The sequence below is a fragment of the Micromonospora sp. WMMD998 genome (assembly GCF_029581235.1).
GTDB lineage: Bacteria > Actinomycetota > Actinomycetes > Mycobacteriales > Micromonosporaceae > Micromonospora.
Map to the genome: position 1 here is coordinate 6,057,631 of NZ_CP120740.1, position 21,186 is coordinate 6,078,816.

Below are 21,186 nucleotides of genomic sequence, written 5' to 3' on the forward strand. Positions count from 1 at the left end.
TACCCCGGGTAGGTTACGGAACCGTAGGGCCGATCGGTCCCGGTGCGCCCGCTCAGCCGGTCGGGTGGTGCAGGTCCAGCCGGCCCCGGGCGAACGCGTCCACCCGGCCCCACCGGCCCGGGATGTCAAGCACCTCGATCCGCCCCATGCCCACCGGCAGTTGCGGGTCCACCGCCAGGTGCCCCTCGTGCGGCTCCAACCCGAGCATGGTCCGGATCAGCAGCAGCGGCGCCCCGGTCGACCAGGCCTGCGGGGTGCACGCGGTCGGATACTCCACCGGGAACTTGGTCAGCTCCCGCTGGTAGCCGCCGAACGCCTCCGGCAGCCGTCCGTCGAAGTAGGTCGCCGCCTCCAGGATCCCGTTGGCGACGGTGGCCGCCTCCTCGGCGAAGCCGTAGCGGCGCAGGCCCCAGGCGACGAACGAGTTGTCGAACGGCCAGATCGTGCCGTTGTGGTAGCCGATCGGGTTGTAGCGGACCTCGCCCTCGGCCAGCGTCCGCACCCCCCAGCCGGACCAGAGCCGCGGCCCGACCAGGTGCGCGGCGATCTGCGGGGCCCGTTCCTCGTCGACGATGCCGCTCCACAGCAGGTGGCCGATGTTGGAGCTGAGCACGTCGCACTGCCTCCCCTCGGGGTCCAGGGCGAGCGCGTAGAAGCCACCGTCGGCGACCCACCAGTCGCGGTTGAACCGGGCCTTCAGCTCCGCCGCCTCGCGTTCCAGTTGATCGGCGTACGCCGGATCGCCCCAGAACTTCCGGGCCAGCCGGGCGGCCCGCATCTTCGCGTCGTACGCGTACCCCTGCACCTCGCAACTGGCCCGCGGAAACGGCGGCAGCGAGCCGTCGGCGTACGAGATGGAGTCCCAGGAGTCCTTCCAGCACTGGTTCTCCAGGCCGGTGTCGGCGTTGCGCCGCTCGTACCAGATGTAGCCGTTGCCGATCAGGTCGGCGTAGTCGTCGATCCACGTCAACGCCGCGCGGCACTCCCGTTCCAGCTCCTTGACCAGCGCGACGTCGCCGCTCCACCGCTCGTACTCGTCGAGCAGCACCACGAACAGCGGAGTGGCGTCCACCGAGCCGTAGGAGGGCGAGTGCGGCTGCTCCTCGAACGCGGCCGTCTCGCCGTAGCGCATCTCGTGCAGGATCCGGCCCGGATCCTCCTCCCGGAAGTCGTCGAACCGGGTGCCCTGGAGTGCGCCGAGGATGCGCAGCGTGGTCCTGGACAACTCGGGGGCGAACGGCAGCACCTGGAGACAGGTGAGGATGCTGTCCCGGCCGAACATGGTCATGAACCAGGGCAGGCCGGCGGCGGGCAGCGCCTGCCCGCCGAGGGAGAGCGGTGAGAAGCGCAGCGCGGCGAGGTCGACCAGGCACCGCCGGTAGGTCGCGGCGATCCGCCCGTGCTCGCTGTTGACCTTGGGGGCCCGGTCGATCCACTCCTGGAGGTCGTGCTGCAGGGCGAGGCGTTCGGTGCCGTGCGCCCGCAGTCCCATCCGCAGGTCCCGGCCACCGGGGCCGATGGCGAAGGTCGCTACGTCGATGGCGACGTCCCACTGCTCGTTGGGTTCCAGGTGGACCGTCCAGGCGAGGCCCCGGTTGTCGTAGTGGGCCGACTGGTTCGCGGAGACGACCGTCTCCCGCCGGAAGTTCCCGCGCCGGTAGCCCAGCCGCAGCCGGTCCGGCTCGGCCTCGGCGTACAGCTCGCCCTTCTTGTTGAGGATCTCGTCCTTGACCTGGAAGAGGTCGGCGAAGTCGGCTCCGGCGTCCATCCGGATCTCCAGGTCGACCGCCTTCTCGTCGTGGTTCAAAACGGTGAGCGTCTCCCGGAAGCTGCCGCCCACCACCCGCTCCCGGATGATCGATATCTTCGCGTCGACGTAGTGCGTGGCCACGCCCGGCACCAGGAAGAACCGTGCCTCGTAGTACTGGACGTCGTCGTAGGAGAGGGCATTGAGCCGCTCGCCGTCGACCGTGAGCACCCACGTCGACAGGTACCGGGTGTCGATCGAGAAGAGACCGGTCGGCTCGGTCGGCGTGGCCTCGATGTCGCCGGTCTCCTGGGAGACCACGAACGTGTTGCCGTCCAGGATCCGGACGGTGTTGCTCCCGGCCATCAGGCGGCCCCCCTGGAGAACGTGTGGCGCGGCCCGCGGGAGTCCGGCGGGCCGGGAAAGACGCGCTCGATCTGGAGCACGAGCCGCAGGTCACCGACGACCGTCATGTCGCCCCGCAGGAGCGCCGCGATCGCGTTCTCCCGGCCCTCGACGAGGGCGCCGAAGATCCGGGGCCCGGTGCCGACCACGGTGTCCGCCTCGCCGTCCTCCGGCCGTACCCGCACCCGGCCCCGGTCGATCTCCAGCAGCCAGTGTGTGGACCGCGCGCCCTCGTGCAGGTCGAACCGGAGCGTTCCGGACGTCTTGACCAGCAGCGGCTCGAACCCCCGCCGGTCCAGGTCCTCGAAGAATCTCGTGGTCGTGTCCACCATCGCCGGTGACTCCTCCCGCGGTCAGCGGTCTCCTCGTCGACACGACGGGTCCCCGGCGGGTTCCCGGTCAACCTCGCCCGGATCGGGTGAGGCGGCGGACCGCGCGGACGCGAGACGCCGGCCCCCGAACCGGGGACCGGCGTCGTCGCGGCGGACGGGTCAGTTGTTGGGATCGTCGGCGCTGATGTCCGCCAGCACCGACTGGGGTTCCCGCTCGACCGCCAGGTCACCCATCGAGACCAGGCCGACCAGCCGTCCTTCCTCGATCACCGGGAGCCGGCGGACGGCGTACGTGCGCATCAGGTCGGCGGCGGCCACCGCGTCGTCGTACTGGCTGACCGTCACCACGTCCTTGCTGGTGATCTCGTTGAGCCGGGTGGTGGCCGGGTTCCTGTCCTCCGCCACGCCGCGGACCGTGATGTCCCGGTCCGTCACGATGCCGACCACGTTGTCGCCGTCGGTCACCACCACGTCGCCGATGGCGCTGTCGCGCATCTCCTGCGCCGCCGCGGTGAGCGTGTCGTTGCCGTCCATCGTCACCAACCGGGTCGTCATGAACTCTCCGACCGTTGTCATGGTGCTCCCCTCTCGGTGTCGGCACGGCCGTCTACCCGCCCCCGGAGGCGGGGTAACGCGGGCCGCCCGGAGGGGTCAGCGCTCGGCGGCGACCAGCTCGGCGAGCTGCACGGCGTTGAGCGCCGCGCCCTTGCGCAGGTTGTCGTTGGCGCAGAACAGCGCCAACCCGTGCGCGACGGTCTCGTCGGCCCGGATCCGCCCGACGTACGTCGGGTCCTGGCCGGCCGCCTCCAGCGGGGTGGGCACGTCGGACAGCGCCACCCCGGGCGCGCCGTCGAGCAGCTCCCGGGCCCGGGCCGGGTCGATCGGCCGGGCGAACCGGGCGTTGATCTGCAACGAGTGGCCGGTGAACACCGGCACCCGCACGCAGGTGCCGGAGACCTTCAGGTCGGGAATCTCCAGGATCCGGCGGCTCTCGTTGCGCAGCTTCTGTTCCTCGTCGGTCTCGTCGGAGCCGTCGTCGACGATCGAGCCGGCGAGCGGGAGCACGTTGAAGGCGATCGGGCGGGCGAACGAGCGTGGCGTCGGGAACGCGACGGCGGAACCGTCGAACGCGAGCGCGCTCGCGTCCTCGGCCACCTTGCGGACCTGCTCGTCCAACTCGGCAACGCCGGCCAGGCCGGCGCCGGAGACCGCCTGGTAGGTGGCGACGACGAGGCTGACCAGCCCGGCCTCGGCGTGCAGTGGGCGCAGCACCGGCATGGCGGCCATGGTGGTGCAGTTGGGGTTCGCCACGATGCCGCGCGGCCGGTCGGCGATCGCGTGCGGGTTGACCTCGGCGACCACGAGCGGCACCTCGGGGTCCATCCGGAACGCCGAGGAGTTGTCGATCACCACGGCGCCCGCCTCGGCGACCCGCGGGGCCAACTCCTTCGCGGTGCCCTTGCCGGCCGAGAAGAGCACGATGTCCAGGCCGCGATAGTCCGCGGTGGCCGCGTCCTCGACCGTGACCTCGCCGCCCCGCCAGGGCAGGGTGCGCCCGGCCGACCGGGCCGAGGCGAACAACCGCACCTGCTCCGCCGGGAACTCGCGCTCCGCCAACACCTGCCGCATCACGCCACCGACCTGGCCGGTGGCACCCACAATGCCGATCCTCATGCCCGCGAGGCTACCCAGCCGGGCCGGCCGGGCGGGAAGCGTTTCCCAGCGCGCGGGCCGGGGCGACGGGAATCACACGCCGCCGCCCCGGCCCGCCGGGTCACCGGTGGTCGGCCACCTCGCCGAGGCCGGAGGCCACCAGCTCGTCCCGGATCACCGCCGCGTCGCCCTCGACGACCATCGTCAGCGCCTCCGGGTGCAGGTGCGCCGCAGCCGCCGCGGAGACCTCCTCGACGGTCGCCGCGAGCAGCGCCTCCCGCAGCCGGGCGTGGTAGTCGTCCGGCAGGTCGTGCACCACGAGCGTGGTGAGCGCCGACGCGATCGCCCGCGGGCTCTGCAACTCGACCGAGAGCTGGCCGGCCCGCCATGACCGGGCGACCTCCAGCTCCTCCTCGGTCACCCCGGTCAGCCGGGTCCGCGACACCTCGCCCACGCACTCGACGAGCGCCGGCACGGTCACCGCGGTCTGGACGCCGGAGCTGACCCCGAACCGGCCGAACCGCCGGGACGAGGCGAAGTCGCCCCGGATCCCGTACGTGTAGCCGCGTACCTCGCGGATCTGGTGGTTGAGGCGGGAGGTGAACGCGCCGCCGAGCACGGTGCCGGCGAGCGTCATCGGCACGTGGTCGGCGTGTGCGCGGTGCGGGGACGGGTGGCCGAGCCGCAGCGTCGACTGCACCGAGCCGGGCCGGTCGACCAGGATGATCCGCCGCCGGTCGGCGAGCGGCACCTCGATCGGCCCACCCCGGTCCACCGGGCCACCGCCGGTGCCGGCGAACGCCGCCGCGCCGAGCGCGTCCAGGTCGACCCGCTCCAGGTCACCGGCGACGATCAGGGTGCCGGGACGGATGAACCACTCCGAGTGGAAGACGGTGACGTCGTCGGCCTCCAGCGCGGCCACGCTGCCCGGGTCGCCGTAGAGCGGGCGGCCCCACCGATGCTCGGCGCCGAAGAGGTCGGCACGGAGCACCGCGTCGGCGCGCGGGCCCGGGTTGGCCCAGTCCATCCGCAGCGCGGTCGCCTCGTCGTCGCGGACCCGCAGCACGTCGGCCGGGTCGAGCCGGGGCGTGCGGACCGCCTCCGCCATCAGCTCCACCGCGGCGCTCAGCCGGTCCACCGGCACCTGCACGCTGACCTGGAACGAGTCCCAGTCGAGCCCGGTCACCAGCTCGGTGCCGAGCGCCTCGATGGCCAGCGCGTACCCGGTGGCGTCCCGCTGCGCGGTGCCCTCCTCCAGCGCCTTGGCCAGCACCGCGCCGAGGCCCTCCTTGCCGACCGGCTCCCGACCCGCGCCGCCGTCGAGCAGCAGCAGCGCGACGGCGAGGTTCTGCCCCGGCAGGTGTGCGGCCACCACCTGCCCGCCGGCCACCACGCGCCGGACCACCTGCGGGAACCGGTAGGCGCGGGCGGCTCCGGGACCGGGACGGGCGGCGATCAGCGTCATGAGGTCTCCTCGGGCAGGTAGGTCAGGATCACCCGGTCGGCGGCGCCGAGCAGCTCGGCGGCCTGCTCGGCGATCTGCTCCCCGGTGATGGCGAGCCAGGCGGGCAGCCGGTCGGCGGCCCGGGCCGGGTCGCCGAACTGGGTGGCGTACCGGCCCAGCGTGTCGGCGCGGCCGTCCACCGTGGCCATCTGCCGCCACCACATGGTGCTCAGCAGCGCCTTGGCCCGCTCCAGCTCGGCGGCGGTCACCGGCACGGTGGCCAGCTCGTCGACCACCTCGGCCAGCCCGTCGCGCAGCCGGTCGGCGGTCACGCCGGGGCGGGCGGTGGCGGTGGCGATCAGTGGGGCCGGCGCATGCGCCAGGTCGACCCCGTACGCCCCGACCAGGTCCGGTTGGGCGATCCGCTCGCCGTCGGCGAGCCGCTGGTAGAGCCGGCTGCCCCGGCCGCTGCCGAGCACGGTGGCGAGCACCGTGGTCACGTCGTACCCGGGTGCGCCGAACGGGTGGGTGCGGTGCGCGAGGTAGACGCGGGCGGCGGGGACGTCGGCGGTGACCGTCTCCACCGCCGGCCGGCCGGTCGCCGGCACCGTGCGCCCGTCCGGGGCGGCCGGGATGTCCGGGCGCGGCGCCAGGCCGCCGAAGTATTTGTCGGCGAGCGCGAACACCTCGGCCGCGGTGGTGTCGCCGACCACCGTGAGCACCGCGTTGTTCGGCGCGTAGTAGGTGGTGTGGAAGTCCTGGAAGGTGGCCAGGTCGGCGGCGTTCAGGTCGGCCATGGACCCGATGGTGGCGTGGTGGTAGGGGTGGCCGGGCGGATAGAGCAGCGGCAGCAGCCGCAGCCAGGCGTCGCCGTACGGGACGTTGTCGTAGCGCTGCCGCCGCTCGTTCTTCACCACGTCGCGCTGGTTGTCGAGCGTCTCCTGGGTCAGCGCCGGCACCAGGCCGCCCATCCGGTCGGCCTCCAACCAGAGCGCCAGCTCCAGGTGCTCGGCCGGGACGGTCTCGAAGTAGTTGGTCCGATCCGGGTTGGTGGTCGCGTTGAGCGAGCCGCCCGCGCCCTGGATCAGCTTCATGTGCTCGGTCTTCGCCACGTGCACCGACCCCTCGAACATCAGGTGCTCGAAGAGGTGGGCGAAACCGGTCTGTCCCGCCGGTTCGTGGCGGGAACCCACGTCGTACCAGAGGTTGACCGCCACCGCCGGGGCGGTGCGGTCCTCGCTCACCACCACGCGCAGGCCGTTGTCCAGTCGGGTCGTCTCGATCGGCCAGGGGAAACCGCTGTCGGGCATGGCACCCACGCTAGCCGAGGACGACCGCCCGGCACCGGACCGCCGTCCCCGCCACCGTGACCCGACCGTCCACCCCGATGTGATGTGGATCACGGTGTTGCCGTGGGTCGGACCCGGGCTGACAGATCGGCCATCCATCGCTCACTATGACTGCCGATCGGCCACTGCGGACGGTCCGTCCGCGCCGGCCGGCGAACCGCAGGGCGCGTACGCGCCGCAACAGCGACAACGGGGGAACACATGTCTCAGTCCCACCCGGTCCGCACCGGGGCCCGGATCCTGGCGGTGGTGAGCGTGGTCGCCGCGCTCTCCGCGGCCGGCCGCGCCCCGGCGGTGGCCATCTCCGGCGGCACACCCGTGCCCTCCGGCCAGGACGTCCACAGCGTCCGGCTCACCATCCTCAGCCCGGGCGCCCCGGGCGCCCGGGCCTGCTCGGGGGCGCTCGTCGCACCCCGCTGGGTGCTCACCGCCCGCGCCTGCTTCACCTCCGCCGACCTGCCCGGGCAGGTCACCGCCACCTTCGCTCCGGACCAGGACGGCCACCCGCACAGCATCCCGGTGCTGGCGGTCCGCTTCGACGACGCGCGCGGCCTGGCCCTGGCGAACCTGTCCCGGGCCGAGACCACGGTCAGCCCGGTGCCGGTGGCCGCCACCGGCCCGCACACCGGCGACCAGCTCCGGTTCGTCGGCTTCGGCCGGACGGCCACCGAGTGGGTGCCGGACGTCCCGCACAGCGCGACCTTCACGGTGACCGCCGCCGGCACCGACTCGACCGACCTCACCGGCACCGGCGGCCTGTGCCGGGGCGACGGCGGCGCGGCGGGACTGCGCACCGGCTCCGGCGGCCAGCCGGAGCTGGTGGCGGTGGCGACCGGTTCGGGGCAACTGGGGTGCCTCGGCGAGACCGACACCTCGAACCAGGCCACCGCCGCGGTGGCGAGCGGCCTGACCGGCCTCTTCGGCGGCCGGCCCTTCGGCCGCTTCGCCGTCACCCCGTCCGACGGCGGCCTCCCGGCCGCCGCGGGCGCGCGGTTCGGCGCCGCGACGGCGACCGGCGACTTCAACAAGGACGGCTACCCGGACCTCGCCGTCGGCGCCCCGGGTGACACGGTGAACGGTCAGAAGTCGGGCAGCGTCACCGTGTTCCCGGGCACCGCCGGCGGCGGCCTCGGCGCCGGCCACCGGTTGATCCAGGCGGACTTCGGCGCCGCGGACGAGGCCGGGGACGGCTTCGGCTCCGCGCTCGCCGCCGGCGACTTCAACAAGGACGGATACGCCGACCTGGCCGTCGGCACCCCCGGCGAGGCGATCGGCACGGTCAAGGCGGCCGGCGCCATCGCGGTGTTCCCCGGCGGCCCCTCCGGACTGGCCCGGGGCAAGGGCTACGACCAGGGGGACATCGGGCGCGGCGACGAGGCCGACGACCGCTGGGGCGCGGCGCTGGCCGCCGGGGACTTCAACAACGACGGGTACGCCGACCTGGCCGTGGGCGCCCCGAACGAGGCGGGCAGCGACAACGTGCACAGCGGCGACGTGAGCGTCATGCGCGGCAACAGCACGGGCACCCTCACGTACGCGTACAACCTCGACCAGACCAACGCCGGCGGCGCCAACGAGGCCGGCGACCGCTTCGGCGCGGCGCTGGCGGCCGGCAACGTGACCGGCTCGGTCCACGCCGATCTCGTGATCGGCGCACCGGGCGAGGCGCCGGGCACGCTGCCCGCCGCCGGCAGCATCTACGTCGTACCGGGCGCCGCCGGGGAGGTCACCACCGGCTTCGGCCGCAGCCAGGGCACGTCCGGCGGGGTCAACGAGGCCGGCGACAACTTCGGTGCCGCGCTCGCGGTGGGCAACTTCGACGGCGACGGTTACGCCGACATCGCGGTCGGCGTGACCGGCGAGGCACCGGGCAGCGAGGCCAAGTCGGGCGCCCTCGCGGTCTACCCGGGCGCGTCCAGCCAGGTCGCCGCCGGGTTCAGCGTCACCGAGCTGGCGTTCGGCCGGACCCCGGGGGCCGACGACCTCTTCGCCTCCGCCCTGGCGACCGGGGACGTCAACGGCGACGGCCGCGCCGACCTGATCGTCGGCGCCCCCGGCGCGACGGAGGGCGGGGCCAAGGGCGCCGGTTTCGTGGCCGTGCTCACCGGGCGGGCCCGCACCGCCTCCCAGCCGACGTCGCTGGTGGCCAGCCGGCTGATCCGACAGCCCGACGTGCACGGCACCAGCGAGGTCTCGGACGCCTTCGGTGGCGCGGTGGCCCTCGCCGACCTCGACCGGGACGGCCGGGCGGACGCGTTCCTGGGCAGCCCCGGCGAGGCGGTGCCGGGCGAGCCGGCCGCCGGTGTGACGGTCGCGGTCCTCGACGTCGCGACGCCCTGACCCGGCCCGCGCCGGCTCCGCACGTCGCGGGGCCGGCGCGGCACGGCATCGACGCCCCGGTCGCATGACCCACGCGACCGGGGCGGCGCGCTCAGTCGGGCGGCTCGACGGGGGCGACGGTCTCGGCGGAGCTGCGGTGCTCCAGCACGGTGTCCGGGGCGGCGTTGCGGTCCGCCTCCCGGAGGTCGGATTCGGCGAGGATCGCGTCGGCCTGGGCCTGCGCGTCGTCGCTGCCCGCCGCCGCCTCCTCGGGTAGCAGGTGCGCGCGGGAGGAGATCCGGTCCTGGTCGCTCTGGTCGTGGCTCATGGCTGTCCCCATACCCCGCGTTCCGCTCTTCGGAACGGCAGCCGACATTCCGGCCGGTGTCGGGTACGCTGGCCGGCGTGACGCGGTCGTATCGATGGTTTAGGCAGCCGGCTGGAGGAGCCGGTGACTCGACCGTGAGCTGACGTCACCACCTCTTCGAGCCGGCCGGGCAGGGATGCTTCCCTGCCCTTTCGCATGCGAGCTGCCGGCTCGGTCCCCGGGCGCCGGCCCCGGGGCACGGTCGGCGGAAGGAACCCCACCGTGACCACGTCCCCGGATGCCCGCCGGGTCATCGACCAGCGGATCGACCGCGTCGTGCCGTTGACCACCCCGGCCCTGCTCCACCACCACCTGCCGCTTGACGCCTCCCTCGCCGAGGCTGTCGTGGCCGGCCGGCGCGCGGTCGGCCGGGTGCTCGACCACGTCGACGACCGGCTGCTGGTGGTGGTCGGCCCGTGTTCGGTGCACGACCCGGCCGCCGCGCTCGAATACGCCGGCCGGCTGCGCGAGGCCGCCGACCGGGTCGCCGACGACCTGCTCGTGGTGATGCGGGTCTACTTCGAGAAGCCTCGCTCGACCGTGGGCTGGAAGGGCCTGATCAACGACCCGGCGCTGGACGGCTCGGGCGACGTGAACACCGGCCTGCGGACCGCGCGGGCGCTCCTGCTCGACGTGCTGCGGCTGGGTCTGCCGGTGGGCTGCGAGTTCCTCGACCCGATCACCCCGCAGTACATCGCGGACACGGTGGCCTGGGGCGCGATCGGCGCCCGGACCGTGGAGAGCCAGGTGCACCGGCAGCTCGCCTCCGGCCTGTCCATGCCGATCGGCATGAAGAACCGCCCCGACGGCAGCATCGCCACCGCCGTGGACGCGATCCGGGCGGCCGGCGTGCCGCACGTGTTCCCCGGCATCGACGTGTCGGGCACTCCGGCGATCATGCACACCCGGGGCAACGCCGACGGCCATCTGGTGCTGCGCGGCGGGGGCGGCCGACCCAACTACGACGCGGAGTCGGTGGCCGGGGCGCTGGACCTGCTGCGCGCGGCGAGCCTGCCCGAGCGGGTGGTGATCGACGCCAGTCACGCCAACAGCGGCAAGGACCACCGCAACCAGCCGCTTGTCGCCGCGGACGTGGCCGCGCAGCTCGCCGCCGGCCAGCGCGGCATCGTCGGGATCATGCTGGAGAGCTTCCTGCGCTCCGGCCGGCAGGACCTGGACCCGACCCGGGAGCTGGAGTACGGCCGGTCGATCACCGACGCCTGCATCGGCTGGGACACCACCGACGAGGTGCTCGACCACCTGGCGCAGGCGGTCCGCGCCCGCCGCGCCACCCTGCCCGCCCCGGCCTGAGCCGGGGTTGGGCGGCGTTTGACCGGTTCGGGGCCGGGTAGGTGGTCGGCGTGACCGATGACGCGCCCGTGACCGAGCAGCCGGACACCAGGCCGCTCGACGACCTGCTCGACCACCTCTACCAGGGCCAGGAGCGGATCAGTCAGGCGGACATCTACCGCCGGGCGGTGGCCGCCGAACTGCCGGCAGAGTTGCTCACCCGGGTCGCCGCGCTCCCACAGGGCGAGTACGCGGTGGACGAGGTGGCCGACATGCTGGGCGGCACGGTCGCCTGAGCCCCCGCCGACGAGAGGACGCCATGACCGACCGCGAGCCCGACCACGAGCACCTGGCGGCGCTGGGCCAGCCCCCGGAGGGCACCGACACGCTGCCGGAGCCGGACTTCGCCAACGAGCACGACCGCACCGCGGTGGACCGGGACATCATCACCGGGGAGGACGAGCGGGAGTCGGAGACGTCGCGCGGCTGGGCCGGCGAGGACCACGGCACCACCCCCACCTGATCCGGGGCGCGAGCGAAGCGGGGCCGGCGCGTGCGCGCCGGCCCCGTCGTTCGTCGGCTCACTCCTCCCGGTGGCCGCCCTCGGCCGCCCGCTGGGCCACCGCGTAGCCCATCTGGAGGAAGTCGGACGCGGCCACCGCGGTCAGCGCGGTGGCCACCAGCCGGGTCAGCCGGGGCGCCAGCACCAGACCGCCGGTGAGCCCGGTGGCCACCCACACCGCCAGGCAGAACGGGCAGCTCACCAGCTCGCCGAGCGCGTGCCGGGTGGGGCTGCCCTCGTCGCGGACCTGTTCCATCACCTCGCCGCTGCCGCCGGGGTGGTCGTAGCGGGTGAACGGGGCCCGCAACGGGCTGGTGATCGCGTCCTTGGAGATGAGCCGGCTCAGCTTGTGCGTGGCGATCGAGAGCAGCACCACGTCCCCGGGGGTGGGTCGCTCGGGCACCGGCCGGCCGGTCGCCCGGACCACCCCGACCAGGGCCGCGGTCACCCCGGCGTACGTGCCCATCGCCTTCAGGTAGCCCTCCAGCGGTCGGTGCTCGTGCGGCGCGTACGCCTGGCGTAGCCGCGCCACCTTCTGCTTCAGGCCACTCCCGGTCAACCCGGCCTCCCTCGTCGTCGTACCCGCCGGAATCAACCGGCGGTCAGGTTGTCGGCCACCTCGCGGTCGAGGTTGGCCAGGATCTCGTCGGCCAGGCGGTGGTCCGGGCCGGCCAGGTCCAGCCGGACCCGGGCGCCGCCGGCGTCGGCCGGCTCCACGTCGATCTCCGCCGACCAGTCGGCGCTGCTCCACCGGGCCCGCATGTCCTCGGCGTCGAGCACCTCCACCCGGCAGGCGCCGGAGCGGCGCAGTTCCTCGGGCAGCCAGGCGGAGGAGCGGTCCGGGTCGGTGGCGGTGTTGAACACCACCTCGGGCGGCGCGGACATGCCGCGCTCGGCGTGACCGGCCATCAGACGTCCCGCAGCCGGTGCGGGTCGACCTCACGGCCCGGGTGCCGGGCCAGGTACTCGGTCTCCAGTTCGGCGGTGCGGCGCAGGTGGTTGGCGAGCGCGGAGTCGGTGGCGTGCCGCAGCGTGTCCAACCGGGTCCGGTGCAGGCTGCGTACCTCGCGGATCAGGTCGTCGTCGGCCAGCTCGGCGGGGTCCACCCCGGTCAGCTCATCGTCGACGGTCCCGGCGCGGGCGTGGTCACCGTCCCACTCGGTGACCCGCTGCTCCGGGCTGGCGTCCCGGCTTGCCGATTCGGTCATCGTCGCCCCCTCGTCTCGTTCGGGCTGGCGACTAGACGGATGCCCAGCGGGGGTGCCACCAAACCACGCCCACCTACGACACGGTGTCGGAGACGGCCGGCGTCCCCGGTACCCTCGTTGGCATGCAGCGGCTCCGGACACCGGCGTGGATCGTCCGCCACGTGGCCATGGTCGTGCTGGTGGTGGGCTTCCTCGGGCTGGGCTGGTGGCAGGTCACCCGGGCCGCCGGCGGCAACTCGTTGAGCTTCGGCTACGCGATCGAGTGGCCGGTCTTCGCCGGCTTCGTGGTCTTCGTCTGGTGGCGCGAGGTGCGGCAGGCGCTGCGGGCCGAGCCCGGGCAGCCGGCCGAGCCCGCGCCGCCGGCGACCGCGGACGGCGCGCCGGTCGCCGCCGGCACCCCTGCGGTACGCCGGCCGGTGCGGGCCGTCCGGGTGCCGGTGGGCCCGGCCGACGGGGCGGACGACGGCGAGTTGGCCGCGTACAACCGCTACCTTTCCTGGTTGAACGCCAATCCGGGCGCGCGGCCCGGCGACTATCCCGGCTGAGGCCGGTCGGAAGGACGGACGACGGTGGGCGGAGCCCTTACCCGGTACCGCGTGATCGCCTGGATCGTGGGCGTGGCGCTCGTGGTGCTGGTCCTGATCGGCATGCCGCTGAAGTACGGCTTCGACAATCCGAGCGTGGTGGCCGTGGTGGGCGTCGCGCACGGCTGGCTGTACATGCTCTATCTGGCGCTCACGTTCGACCTGTCCCGCCGGGCGGACTGGCCGTTGAAGCGGATGCTGCTGGTGATGCTGGCCGGCACGGTGCCGTTCGTCTCGTTCTACGCCGAGCGGCGGGTGAGCCACTGGGTGGCCGCCGAGCGCCGGCCCCGTACCCCGGAGCCGGTCGCCGGCTGACCACGGCTCAGCGCGCCGGCCGCCACGGCCCGGCACCCGGCGGATCGGTCCACCCGCCGAGGCGCGCGCCCTCCCGGGCGCGCCGCAGGGCACGGGCGACCTGGCCGAACTGCCGCTCGTCGTCGCTGCTGAACAGCAGCACCTCGGTGCCCCGGATCCGTCCCCACAGCTCGTGCGCCGGGGGCCGCCAGCGGTCGCCGGCGAGCACGAGCAGCAGCGGCAGCAGGCCCGCCGCGCCGAGCGTGAGGTACGCCCCGGCGGTGAGCCGGTGCAGGCCGCCGGTGAAGCCGAGCAGCACGCCGACGGACGCGATCAGCGCGGCGGAGACGCCGACCGCCCGGGCGGCGAGCCGGTCGTGCGGACCGCGGGCGGTCCGGAGCTGGGTGATCTCGGCCACCGGCCAGGTGCTGCGGCCGACGGTGAAGCGCTCGCCGGTGACCACGATGCCGGGCCGGGCGTAGAGCAGGGTGGGCGCGGGCGGGTGGGTGGAGGAACGATCGGTCTGCACGGTGGCCTCCCGGGATCGGGTTCCCGAGGTGGGATTCCCGGATCCGCGTCCCATTGTGTGGCCGGTCCGCCACCCGACCTCGGGTTTTCGCCTTCGGCACCGACCGTCGACACGGCATTCGCCCAGAACGACGAATGGGGCGAGCCTCGCCTTCTCCGCAGGTAGGCCCGACGCGGCGCCATTCCGCTCGCGAATCGGTCACAGACCGTGAACGTCATCATTGTCACTTTCCGACACTTTGCCAACTTTCGCCCCTGCTTGAACTCCCGACAACTCCGATCACGGGTTAGGTTGTCCTGGTCGGTCCGGTCGACCGCCGTCCGCCCGGACGGCGCCGGGCCGGTGTCGACGGGTCGCACAGGCGGTCCCGCCGACCATGGAGAGGAGCTTTCCGCTCTTGTCGTCCTTACGGATGCTGCTCCGCTCGCTCGCGGTGGCCGGCCTCTCGGCCGCGCTGCTCGCCCCGGCGTCGGTGGCTCGGGCCGAGCCCACCCCCGCCGAGCTGACGAAGCAGATCGAGAAGTCCTCGACTGAGCTGGAGCGAATCGTCGAGTCCTACAACAAGCTCAACGAGGACATCAAGGCCAACAAGGCCGAGGCGGCTTCGTTGCAGGCCCGGATCGGCCCGTTGCAGGAACAGGCCGAGCGGAGCCGCGCCGACGTGGGCGTGCTCGCCGCGACGGCGTACAAGACCGGCGGCATGCGCACCGCCGCGGCCCTGCTGGAGCCGGGCGGCACGGCCGCGCTGCCGGAGCGGCTGGGCACGCTCGATCAGCTCACCCGCCAGCGGCAGCGCACCATCACCAGCTTCACCGCCGACCAGCGCCGGCTGATCGACCAGAAGACCAAGCTGGACGTCACGCTGGCCCGGGAGGCGGCACAGGCCAAGCAGCTCACCGCCGGAAAGAAGCGAATCGAGGCGGACCTGTCCCGGCTCTACGAGATGCGCCGCAAGGCGTACGGGCGGGCCACCGAGGCGCCGGCCAAGGCGAGTTCGGCGGGCAAGCCGCCGGCGGTCTCCGGCGATGCCGGGATCGCGGTGCGGTACGCGTACGGCGCGGTCGGCAAGCCGTACGGCTACGGCAACGACGGTCCCGGCAGCTACGACTGCTCGGGCCTGACGATGGCCGCCTGGCGGGCCGCCAAGAAGTCGCTGCCGCACAACGCGGCGGCCCAGTGGAAGGCCACCACCCGGATCAGCCGCAGCCAACTGCAACCGGGTGACCTGGTGTTCTACTCCGGGCTCGGGCACGTGGCGATCTACGTCGGCAGCGGCCAGATCATCGACGCGCCGAGCGCGGGCCGCAACGTCAGCAAGCGGGGCATGAACATCATGACCATCGCCGGCTACGGCCGGGTCTGACCCCGGGACAGACGAACGGCCGGCGTCCCCCTATCGGACGCCGGCCGTTCGTCGTTTCCATTACTACCAGGTCAGGCCGCCTGCAACCCCTCCGCGCGGGCCAGCTCACGGAGCCGGCCGAGGGCCTGGATCTCCAACTGGCGGATCCGCTCCCGGGAGAGCGAGAACCGGGAGGCGACCTCGGTCAGCGAGTGCTCGCGGCCGTCCTCCAGGCCGTACCGGGCCCGCATGATGCCGGCCGACCGGTCGTCGAGGTGGTTGAGCAGACCCTCGATCCGCTGCCGCTCCAGGCCGGTCAGCACGATCTCCTCCGGCGACGGCGCGTCGCTGTCGGCGACCAGGTCACCGAGGTTGGTGTCGCCGTCGTCGCCCACCGGGGTGTCCAGCGAGACGGTGTCCTGCGACCAGCGGACCAGCTCGTTGACCCGCTCGACGGTGACGCCGAGCGCGGTCGCGATCTGCTCCGGCTCCGGGTCGCCACCCAGCTCGCGGGTGAGCTGCCGGGCCACGTTGCGCATCCGGTTGACGTCCTCCACCAGGTGCACGGGCAGCCGTACGGTCCGCTCCTGCTGGGCGATCGCCCGGCTGATGGCCTGGCGGATCCACCAGGTCGCGTAGGTGGAGAACTTGAAGCCCCGCTCGTAGTCGAACTTCTCGACGGCCCGGACCAGGCCGGTGTTGCCCTCCTGGATGAGGTCCAGCATGGGCATGCCGGAGCGCACGTAGCGGCGGGCGATGGAGACGACCAGCCGCAGGTTCGCGCGGATGAACAGGTCCTTGGCCCGCTCACCGTCGGCGACCACGCGCTCCAGCTCCTCCCGGGTCGCCCCGTCCGGAATCCGCTCGGTGTCGATCAGGTGCTCGGCGTAGAGGCCGGCCTCGATCGACTTGGAGAGCTCCACCTCCCGGGCGGCGTCCAGCAGCGGCGTCCGGGAGATCTCGTGCAGGTAGACGCCGACCAGGTCCCGCTCCTCGGCGACCTCGTCGGTACGCATGCCGATGTTCTTGTCCACGATTGCCACGGTCCCCTCGCTCGCGCCGGTTGCCCGGTTCCTTGCCATCCCCACGTTCATCAGCCCTCCCCGTAACCTCCGCTGTGCCCGTAGGTGCTGACACCTACACAACAGATGTGACGTGTCGGGGATTCCATGTCGTGAGTCGAAACTGTCACGAATGCCTGAGTGGTAGCTGAGAGCCCGGTCCATGTTTGCTGTCAGGACCCCTACCGGGTGGCCCACGGAAGCCCTGGTGAACCGGCTCCGGAGCAGCGGAATCACGTCCGCCCATGGAATGGCACCATTGCCTGTTCCATGAACGCAGCGAGCCGCGTCACCACGCTTCTGCGATCCTGGTCACTGCGTGATACGAGCCCGCGGACCGGTCGGTTCAGCCGCCGTCAAGGATTACCCTCCGCCTCGTTGAACAATCCGCCCGGGGAGAGCCGTCCCCTCCCGCCACGTGATTCGCGTCGCACCCGCCGGGCGGATGCACCGGGCGGGCGGACGCGCGGGAGGGCGGGGCCGGGGCGTCAGGAGGCGAGCAGGGCCAGGGCGCCGCGTACCTGGTCGGAGGCGCGGGCCAGGGCGGCCCGGGCGGCCGGCACCTCGGCCCCGGAGACCAGCGTGACCAGGGCGGTCTTGAGGTCGCCGTCGGCCTGCTGGAGGGCGACCCGGCAGACCTCCTCGGCGCAGCCGGTGGCCTCCACCAGGATCGAGATCATCCGACCGCGCAGCTTCGCGTTCGTGGCGACCATGTCGATCATCAGGTTCGAGTAGACCCGGCCGAGACGCACCATCACGGCCGTGGAGAACGTGTTGAGCACCAACTTCTGCGCCGTGCCGGCCTTCATCCGGGTCGAACCGGTGACCACCTCGGGTCCGGTGTCCACCCCGATGAACACGTCCACCGAGCCGGCGGCCTCGGCCTCCGGATTGGCGCAGAGCAGCACGGTCCCGGCACCCTGCGCCCGGGACGCGGCGAGCGCCCCGAGGACGTACGGGGTGCGCCCGCTCGCCGCCAGGCCGACCACCAGGTCGCCGGGGCGTACGCAGTCGGCGGCCTCGGCGGCGCCACCGCTCTCGTCGTCCTCGGCGTCCTCGACGGCCCGCCACATCGCCTCCGGGCCGCCGGCCAGGTGCGCGCAGAACCAGTGCCGGGGCGAGTTGAACGTGGGGGCCAGCTCGGCCGCGTCCAGCACCCCGAGGCGGCCGGAGGTGCCGGCGCCGAAGTAGTGCACCCGGTGCCCGTCCCGCAGCGCGGCGACGGCGAGGTCGACGGTGTCGGCGATCTCGTCGAGCACGGCGGCCACCGCGGCCGGCACCCGCCGGTCCGCCTCGTTGATCACGGTGAGCACGTCCCGGGTGGACATCAGGTCGAGGTCGACGCTGTGCGGGTTGCGCCGCTCGGTCGGCGCGCCGACACGCACCACCGGGGGCACGGCGGCCACCTCGTCGCGCTCCACCCGGCCCGGCGTCATGCCCGCCTCCGCCCGGGGCCCACCCGGCGTGACCGGACGGCCTCGGCGGTGGCCTCCAGAGCCTTCTTCGACCTGGCCCGGCTGCGGGCGGCCACGCCGACGAAGAGGCAGTCGACCACGGTGAGCTGGGCCAGCCGGCTGGCCGTCGCGCCGGAGCGGTAGGTCGTCTCCCGGGCGGCGGTGGTGAGCACGTGGTCCGCGACCTCGGTGATCGGCGAGCGGGGGAAGTTGGTGAGCGCCACCGTGGTGGCCCCGCGCGTCTGGGCCTGCTCCAGCACCTCGATGACGTCGGACGTGGTACCGGTGTGGGAGATGCCGACCGCCACGTCGCCCCGGCCCAGCAGCGCGGCGGAGGTGAGCGCGGTGTGCACGTCCGGGAAGTAGAACGCGACGCGGCCGATGCGGTGCAGCTTCTGCTGGAAGTCGGAGGCGACGAAGCCGCTGGCGCCGGCGCCGTAGACGTCGATCCGGCCGGCCGCGCCGATCGCCTCGACCACCTCCGCGCAGACCGCCGGGTCGAGCTGCTCGGCGGTCTCCTCGACGGCCCGTGCGTCGTTGAACGCGATGGTGGCGATGATCTGCGCCAGGTCGGCGCCGGGCGGGATGTCGCCGCCGACCACCCGGGCGTCCGGCGGCTCGATCCGGCGGGCGGCCTCGGCGGCGAGCCGGATCCGCAGTTGCGGGTAGCCGTTCATGCCGACCGAGCGGCAGAACCGGATCACGGTCGCCTCGGACGTCTCGGCGGCGGTGGCGAGATCGGTGATGGTGCGCCGGGCCGCGTCCGCGGGATCGGCGACGACCAGCCGGGCGACCCGCTGCTCGGCCGGGGACAGCGAGGGCAGGAGGCCGCTGATGTGGACGATCAGTCCACCAGGCTCGTGACTCGCAGAAATCTTCGGACTCTTCGCCACGGATGAAACTTACTTTCAGTAAGGCGGGAGCGTCAACCATGACACCGCGTATCGGGAAATTTACCGCCTTCCGCGCCTGATCCCCGCGTTCAGGGTCCCATCACCGCAGCCCCACCGCCTCCCCCGGTCCGGTCGACTCGCTCCCGCCGGCCGGCCATCCGGCGAAGCCGCGGGGCCGGCGGCTAGCGTGAGCGCCATGGTGGATCGCACGGTGTTGGTGACCGGGGGCACGGGTGGGCTGGGCGACGCGGTCACCGCCGCCTTTCTCGGCGGCGGGTGGCGGGTGGTCGTACCCGGTCGGGAGGCCGGGGAGACGACGCCCGACGGTCCGGTCCGGGTGGACGCGGACCTGCTCACCCCCGAGGGCGCCGCGCGGGCGGTGGCGACGGCCACCGGCGAGCCCGCGGCGCCGCTGCGCGCGGTGGTCAACCTCGTCGGCGGGTACGCCAGCGGCGGGCTGGTGCACGAGACCCCGGTCGAGGAGTTCGAGCGGATGCTGCGGATCAACCTACGCCCGACCTACCTGGTGACCCGGGCGGCGCTGCCGCACCTGGTCGCGGCCGGCGGCGGCGCGGTGGTCTGCGTGTCGGCCCGGGCGGCGGTGGCCCCGTTCCCCGGCGCGGCCGGCTACGTCACCGCCAAGGCCGCGGTGCAGGCGTTCGCCAACGCGGTAGCGGTGGAGTACAAGCAGCATGGGGTGCGGTGCAACACCGTGCTGCCGAGCGTCGTCGACACCCCGGCCAACCGGGTCACCCAACCCGACGCGGACCACCGGCGGTGGGTGCCGCCGGCCGAGATCGCCGCGGTGATCCGCTTCCTGGCCACCGACGAGTCCGCGCCGACGAGCGGCGCGAGCATCCCGGTCTACGGGCGGGCCTGAGCCGGCACCGGACCGTCCCGCCCGCCACCGGCCGGACGCGGGCCGCCCCCGCCCGGGTCGGCCAGGGCCGCCGGGTCCTCCGGCAGCCACTCGCTCAGGTGCGCCCGGATCCGCCGGGACACCTCCTCCGCCGTGCCGCCGCCGTCCACCACCACGAACCCGGAATACTCCGGCAGCGACCGGTACGCGGCGTCGGCGGCGGTCAGCCACCGCATGCTCTCGTGGTCGGTGCCGCGCCGCTCGATCCGCCGGTACGCCTCGGCCGGGTCCACCGTCAGCAGGAAGGTGACCCGGGGCGGCGGGAAGACCCGGTAGCCGGCCCGGGTCAGCCGCTCCCACCGGTGCCCGCCGTGCGCCCGGATGCTCGCGTACTGGCAGGCCGACCAGCGGTCCATCACCGCCGTACGGCCGGTGGCCAGGCAACTGAGCAACGCGAGCGCGATGGCCAGCCAGCGGAGCACGGACTCGACCGCGAGCAGCCCGTCCCGCCCGACCAGGCGTTGGGCGTCCGGCCGGCCGACGCGCGTGGCGATCCGGCCGAGCCACCGGCGACCACCGGCGTTGCGGTGGTAGGTGGCCGGATGCCCGGCGGCGGTGAGCGCCTCGGCGAGCCGGTGGGCCTGGGTGGTCTTGCCCGAGCCGTCGATGCCGATCAGGGCGACGGCGCGCAGTCGGGCTCCGCCGCGCCGCGTCCGCAGTGAGCTGGCCACCTCACCCAGGCTATCCGGTGCATGCTCACACCGGCACTTTGTCGCATTCCTCCCCGAGCGGACCCAACAGGTGTGACCGAGGCGTCCGCCGGGTACGCACCCAGATCTCACCGCCCATGACGACGACGGGAGACCCCAGATGGCCGAGCGTGGGGACGAGACCCTCATGCACACGCTGAAGAAGGTCGCCGCCGTGCTCAAGGAGTCCGAGATCCCGTTCGCGCTGGGCGGCAGTTTCGCGGTGTACGCGCACGGTGGTCACTCCAGCGACCACGACGTCGACTTCCTGCTCCGGGAGTCCGACGTCGACCGGGCGCTGGAGGCCCTCGTCGACGCCGGCTTCACCGCCGAGCGTCCGCCGGAGGACTGGCTGGTCAAGGTCTATGACGAGGGGCGGATGGTGGACCTCATCCACCGGCCGATCGAGACGCCGGTGACCGCGGAGACGTTCGCCGACACCATCGAGCGGCCGGTCGACGCGATCCGGATGCCGGTGCTGTCGGCCAGCCAGCTCATGGTGCACAAGCTGCTCAGCTTCTCCCAGCACTACTGCGACTTCGCCCGCGCCCTGCCGCTCGCCCGCTCGCTGCGGGAACAGATCGACTGGGACCGGGTACGCAAGGAAACGCAGCACTCGCCGTACGCGGAGGCGTTCCTGGTGCTGCTCGACCGGCTGGACGTGCTGCCCGGCGGCGCGTCCGGCGGAAGGGAGACCCCGTGACCGGACAGCCCGGCGACGTGCCCCCCGACGAGTACGTCGAGG

General features: G+C 73.5%; 24 protein-coding genes. 9 read left to right on the top strand and 15 right to left on the bottom strand.

The features are described from left to right. Positions 1–52: 52 nt before the first annotated feature. The 6 genes from O7619_RS27515 to O7619_RS27540 all read right to left on the bottom strand — a co-directional run bounded on the left by O7619_RS27515 (position 53) and on the right by O7619_RS27540 (position 6,891). Entirely contained in the window at positions 53–2,113 is a 2,061-nt protein-coding gene (locus O7619_RS27515) for a glycogen debranching N-terminal domain-containing protein (RefSeq protein ID WP_282284321.1), read from the bottom strand. Next, positions 2,113–2,484 (bottom strand): SCP2 sterol-binding domain-containing protein, encoded by a 372-nt coding sequence (locus O7619_RS27520; protein WP_282284323.1) that lies wholly within the window; start codon positions 2,482–2,484, stop codon positions 2,113–2,115. The genes O7619_RS27515 and O7619_RS27520 overlap by 1 nt, the downstream gene beginning before the upstream one ends. 159 nt (positions 2,485–2,643) lie before the next feature. Continuing rightward, on the bottom strand, positions 2,644–3,060 hold the full coding sequence (locus O7619_RS27525; RefSeq protein WP_282284325.1) for a CBS domain-containing protein: 417 nt from the start codon (positions 3,058–3,060) through the stop codon (positions 2,644–2,646). A gap of 75 nt (positions 3,061–3,135) precedes the next feature. Next, positions 3,136–4,158 (bottom strand): aspartate-semialdehyde dehydrogenase, encoded by a 1,023-nt coding sequence (locus O7619_RS27530; protein ID WP_282284326.1) that lies wholly within the window; start codon positions 4,156–4,158, stop codon positions 3,136–3,138. 100 nt (positions 4,159–4,258) lie between these two features. Beyond that, positions 4,259–5,602 carry a pitrilysin family protein gene (locus tag O7619_RS27535; RefSeq protein ID WP_282284327.1) on the bottom strand — a complete coding sequence of 448 codons (1,344 nt, stop codon included), beginning with the start codon at positions 5,600–5,602 and terminating at the stop codon, positions 4,259–4,261. Further along, positions 5,599–6,891: a pitrilysin family protein gene (locus tag O7619_RS27540; RefSeq protein WP_282284328.1), complete on the bottom strand. Its 1,293-nt coding sequence runs from the start codon at positions 6,889–6,891 to the stop codon at positions 5,599–5,601. The genes O7619_RS27535 and O7619_RS27540 overlap by 4 nt, the downstream gene beginning before the upstream one ends. A 240-nt stretch (positions 6,892–7,131) precedes the next feature. Between O7619_RS27540 and O7619_RS27545 the strand changes: the two genes are divergently transcribed. Next, positions 7,132–9,270 (top strand): trypsin-like serine protease, encoded by a 2,139-nt coding sequence (locus O7619_RS27545; protein WP_282284329.1) that lies wholly within the window; start codon positions 7,132–7,134, stop codon positions 9,268–9,270. Positions 9,271–9,361: 91 nt separating this feature from the next. Here O7619_RS27545 and O7619_RS27550 read toward each other — a convergent pair whose 3' ends face one another. Next, a complete protein-coding gene (locus tag O7619_RS27550; RefSeq protein ID WP_282284330.1) occupies positions 9,362–9,577 on the bottom strand; it encodes a hypothetical protein in 216 nt (71 codons plus the stop codon). Between the two features lie 195 nt (positions 9,578–9,772). Between O7619_RS27550 and O7619_RS27555 the strand changes: the two genes are divergently transcribed. From O7619_RS27555 to O7619_RS27565, 3 genes are read left to right on the top strand one after another with little or no spacing between them, the layout of a single operon-like run. Beyond that, positions 9,773–10,927 (top strand): 3-deoxy-7-phosphoheptulonate synthase, encoded by a 1,155-nt coding sequence (locus O7619_RS27555; protein WP_282284331.1) that lies wholly within the window; start codon positions 9,773–9,775, stop codon positions 10,925–10,927. Between the two features lie 50 nt (positions 10,928–10,977). After that, the gene (locus tag O7619_RS27560; protein WP_282284332.1) at positions 10,978–11,202 is read left to right on the top strand and encodes a hypothetical protein; all 225 of its coding nucleotides are present in this window, start codon (positions 10,978–10,980) and stop codon (positions 11,200–11,202) included. Between the two features lie 23 nt (positions 11,203–11,225). Further along, positions 11,226–11,429, top strand: a complete 204-nt coding sequence (locus O7619_RS27565) for a hypothetical protein (RefSeq protein ID WP_281586993.1) — start codon at positions 11,226–11,228, stop codon at positions 11,427–11,429. Positions 11,430–11,487: 58 nt separating this feature from the next. Here the strand turns inward: O7619_RS27565 and O7619_RS27570 are convergent, their stop codons facing one another. The 3 genes from O7619_RS27570 to O7619_RS27580 are packed head-to-tail and all read right to left on the bottom strand — an operon-like array spanning position 11,488 to position 12,676. Beyond that, the gene (locus tag O7619_RS27570) at positions 11,488–12,027 is read right to left on the bottom strand and encodes a DUF1360 domain-containing protein (RefSeq protein WP_282284333.1); all 540 of its coding nucleotides are present in this window, start codon (positions 12,025–12,027) and stop codon (positions 11,488–11,490) included. Between the two features lie 32 nt (positions 12,028–12,059). Beyond that, on the bottom strand, positions 12,060–12,377 hold the full coding sequence (locus O7619_RS27575) for a hypothetical protein (protein ID WP_282284334.1): 318 nt from the start codon (positions 12,375–12,377) through the stop codon (positions 12,060–12,062). Continuing rightward, on the bottom strand, positions 12,377–12,676 hold the full coding sequence (locus tag O7619_RS27580; protein ID WP_282284336.1) for a DUF6158 family protein: 300 nt from the start codon (positions 12,674–12,676) through the stop codon (positions 12,377–12,379). Before O7619_RS27580 ends, O7619_RS27575 begins: the two co-directional genes overlap by 1 nt. A gap of 122 nt (positions 12,677–12,798) precedes the next feature. Here O7619_RS27580 and O7619_RS27585 point away from each other — a divergent pair, with 122 nt between their 5' ends. Together O7619_RS27585 and O7619_RS27590 are read left to right on the top strand one after the other, a co-directional pair. Continuing rightward, the gene (locus tag O7619_RS27585; protein ID WP_282284338.1) at positions 12,799–13,221 is read left to right on the top strand and encodes a hypothetical protein; all 423 of its coding nucleotides are present in this window, start codon (positions 12,799–12,801) and stop codon (positions 13,219–13,221) included. Positions 13,222–13,245: 24 nt separating this feature from the next. Then, positions 13,246–13,575 carry a DUF3817 domain-containing protein gene (locus O7619_RS27590; protein WP_269690258.1) on the top strand — a complete coding sequence of 110 codons (330 nt, stop codon included), beginning with the start codon at positions 13,246–13,248 and terminating at the stop codon, positions 13,573–13,575. A gap of 7 nt (positions 13,576–13,582) precedes the next feature. On the opposite strand, the gene O7619_RS27595 is transcribed toward O7619_RS27590, so the two are convergent. After that, positions 13,583–14,083 (bottom strand): DUF6232 family protein, encoded by a 501-nt coding sequence (locus tag O7619_RS27595; protein WP_282284340.1) that lies wholly within the window; start codon positions 14,081–14,083, stop codon positions 13,583–13,585. A gap of 397 nt (positions 14,084–14,480) precedes the next feature. Between O7619_RS27595 and O7619_RS27600 the strand changes: the two genes are divergently transcribed. Continuing rightward, a complete protein-coding gene (locus O7619_RS27600) occupies positions 14,481–15,446 on the top strand; it encodes an NlpC/P60 family protein (protein ID WP_282284342.1) in 966 nt (321 codons plus the stop codon). A 71-nt stretch (positions 15,447–15,517) separates the two neighbouring features. Here the strand turns inward: O7619_RS27600 and O7619_RS27605 are convergent, their stop codons facing one another. The 3 genes from O7619_RS27605 to O7619_RS27615 all read right to left on the bottom strand — a co-directional run bounded on the left by O7619_RS27605 (position 15,518) and on the right by O7619_RS27615 (position 18,833). Continuing rightward, positions 15,518–16,507, bottom strand: coding sequence for a sigma-70 family RNA polymerase sigma factor (locus tag O7619_RS27605; RefSeq protein WP_282288966.1), 990 nt, complete (start codon positions 16,505–16,507; stop codon positions 15,518–15,520). Positions 16,508–16,974: 467 nt separating this feature from the next. Then, on the bottom strand, positions 16,975–17,922 hold the full coding sequence (gene murQ, locus O7619_RS27610) for an N-acetylmuramic acid 6-phosphate etherase (RefSeq protein WP_282284343.1): 948 nt from the start codon (positions 17,920–17,922) through the stop codon (positions 16,975–16,977). Continuing rightward, positions 17,919–18,833, bottom strand: coding sequence for a MurR/RpiR family transcriptional regulator (locus O7619_RS27615; RefSeq protein ID WP_282284344.1), 915 nt, complete (start codon positions 18,831–18,833; stop codon positions 17,919–17,921). The genes murQ and O7619_RS27615 overlap by 4 nt, the downstream gene beginning before the upstream one ends. A gap of 196 nt (positions 18,834–19,029) precedes the next feature. Here O7619_RS27615 and O7619_RS27620 point away from each other — a divergent pair, with 196 nt between their 5' ends. After that, on the top strand, positions 19,030–19,713 hold the full coding sequence (locus tag O7619_RS27620; RefSeq protein ID WP_282284345.1) for an SDR family NAD(P)-dependent oxidoreductase: 684 nt from the start codon (positions 19,030–19,032) through the stop codon (positions 19,711–19,713). On the opposite strand, the gene O7619_RS27625 is transcribed toward O7619_RS27620, so the two are convergent. Then, entirely contained in the window at positions 19,698–20,423 is a 726-nt protein-coding gene (locus O7619_RS27625; protein WP_282284346.1) for a dTMP kinase, read from the bottom strand. The genes O7619_RS27620 and O7619_RS27625 overlap by 16 nt on opposite strands. Positions 20,424–20,562: 139 nt before the next feature. On the opposite strand from O7619_RS27625, the gene O7619_RS27630 reads away from it, so the two are divergent. Beyond that, positions 20,563–21,144: a nucleotidyltransferase gene (locus O7619_RS27630; RefSeq protein WP_282284347.1), complete on the top strand. Its 582-nt coding sequence runs from the start codon at positions 20,563–20,565 to the stop codon at positions 21,142–21,144. Positions 21,145–21,186: the final 42 nt, after the last annotated feature.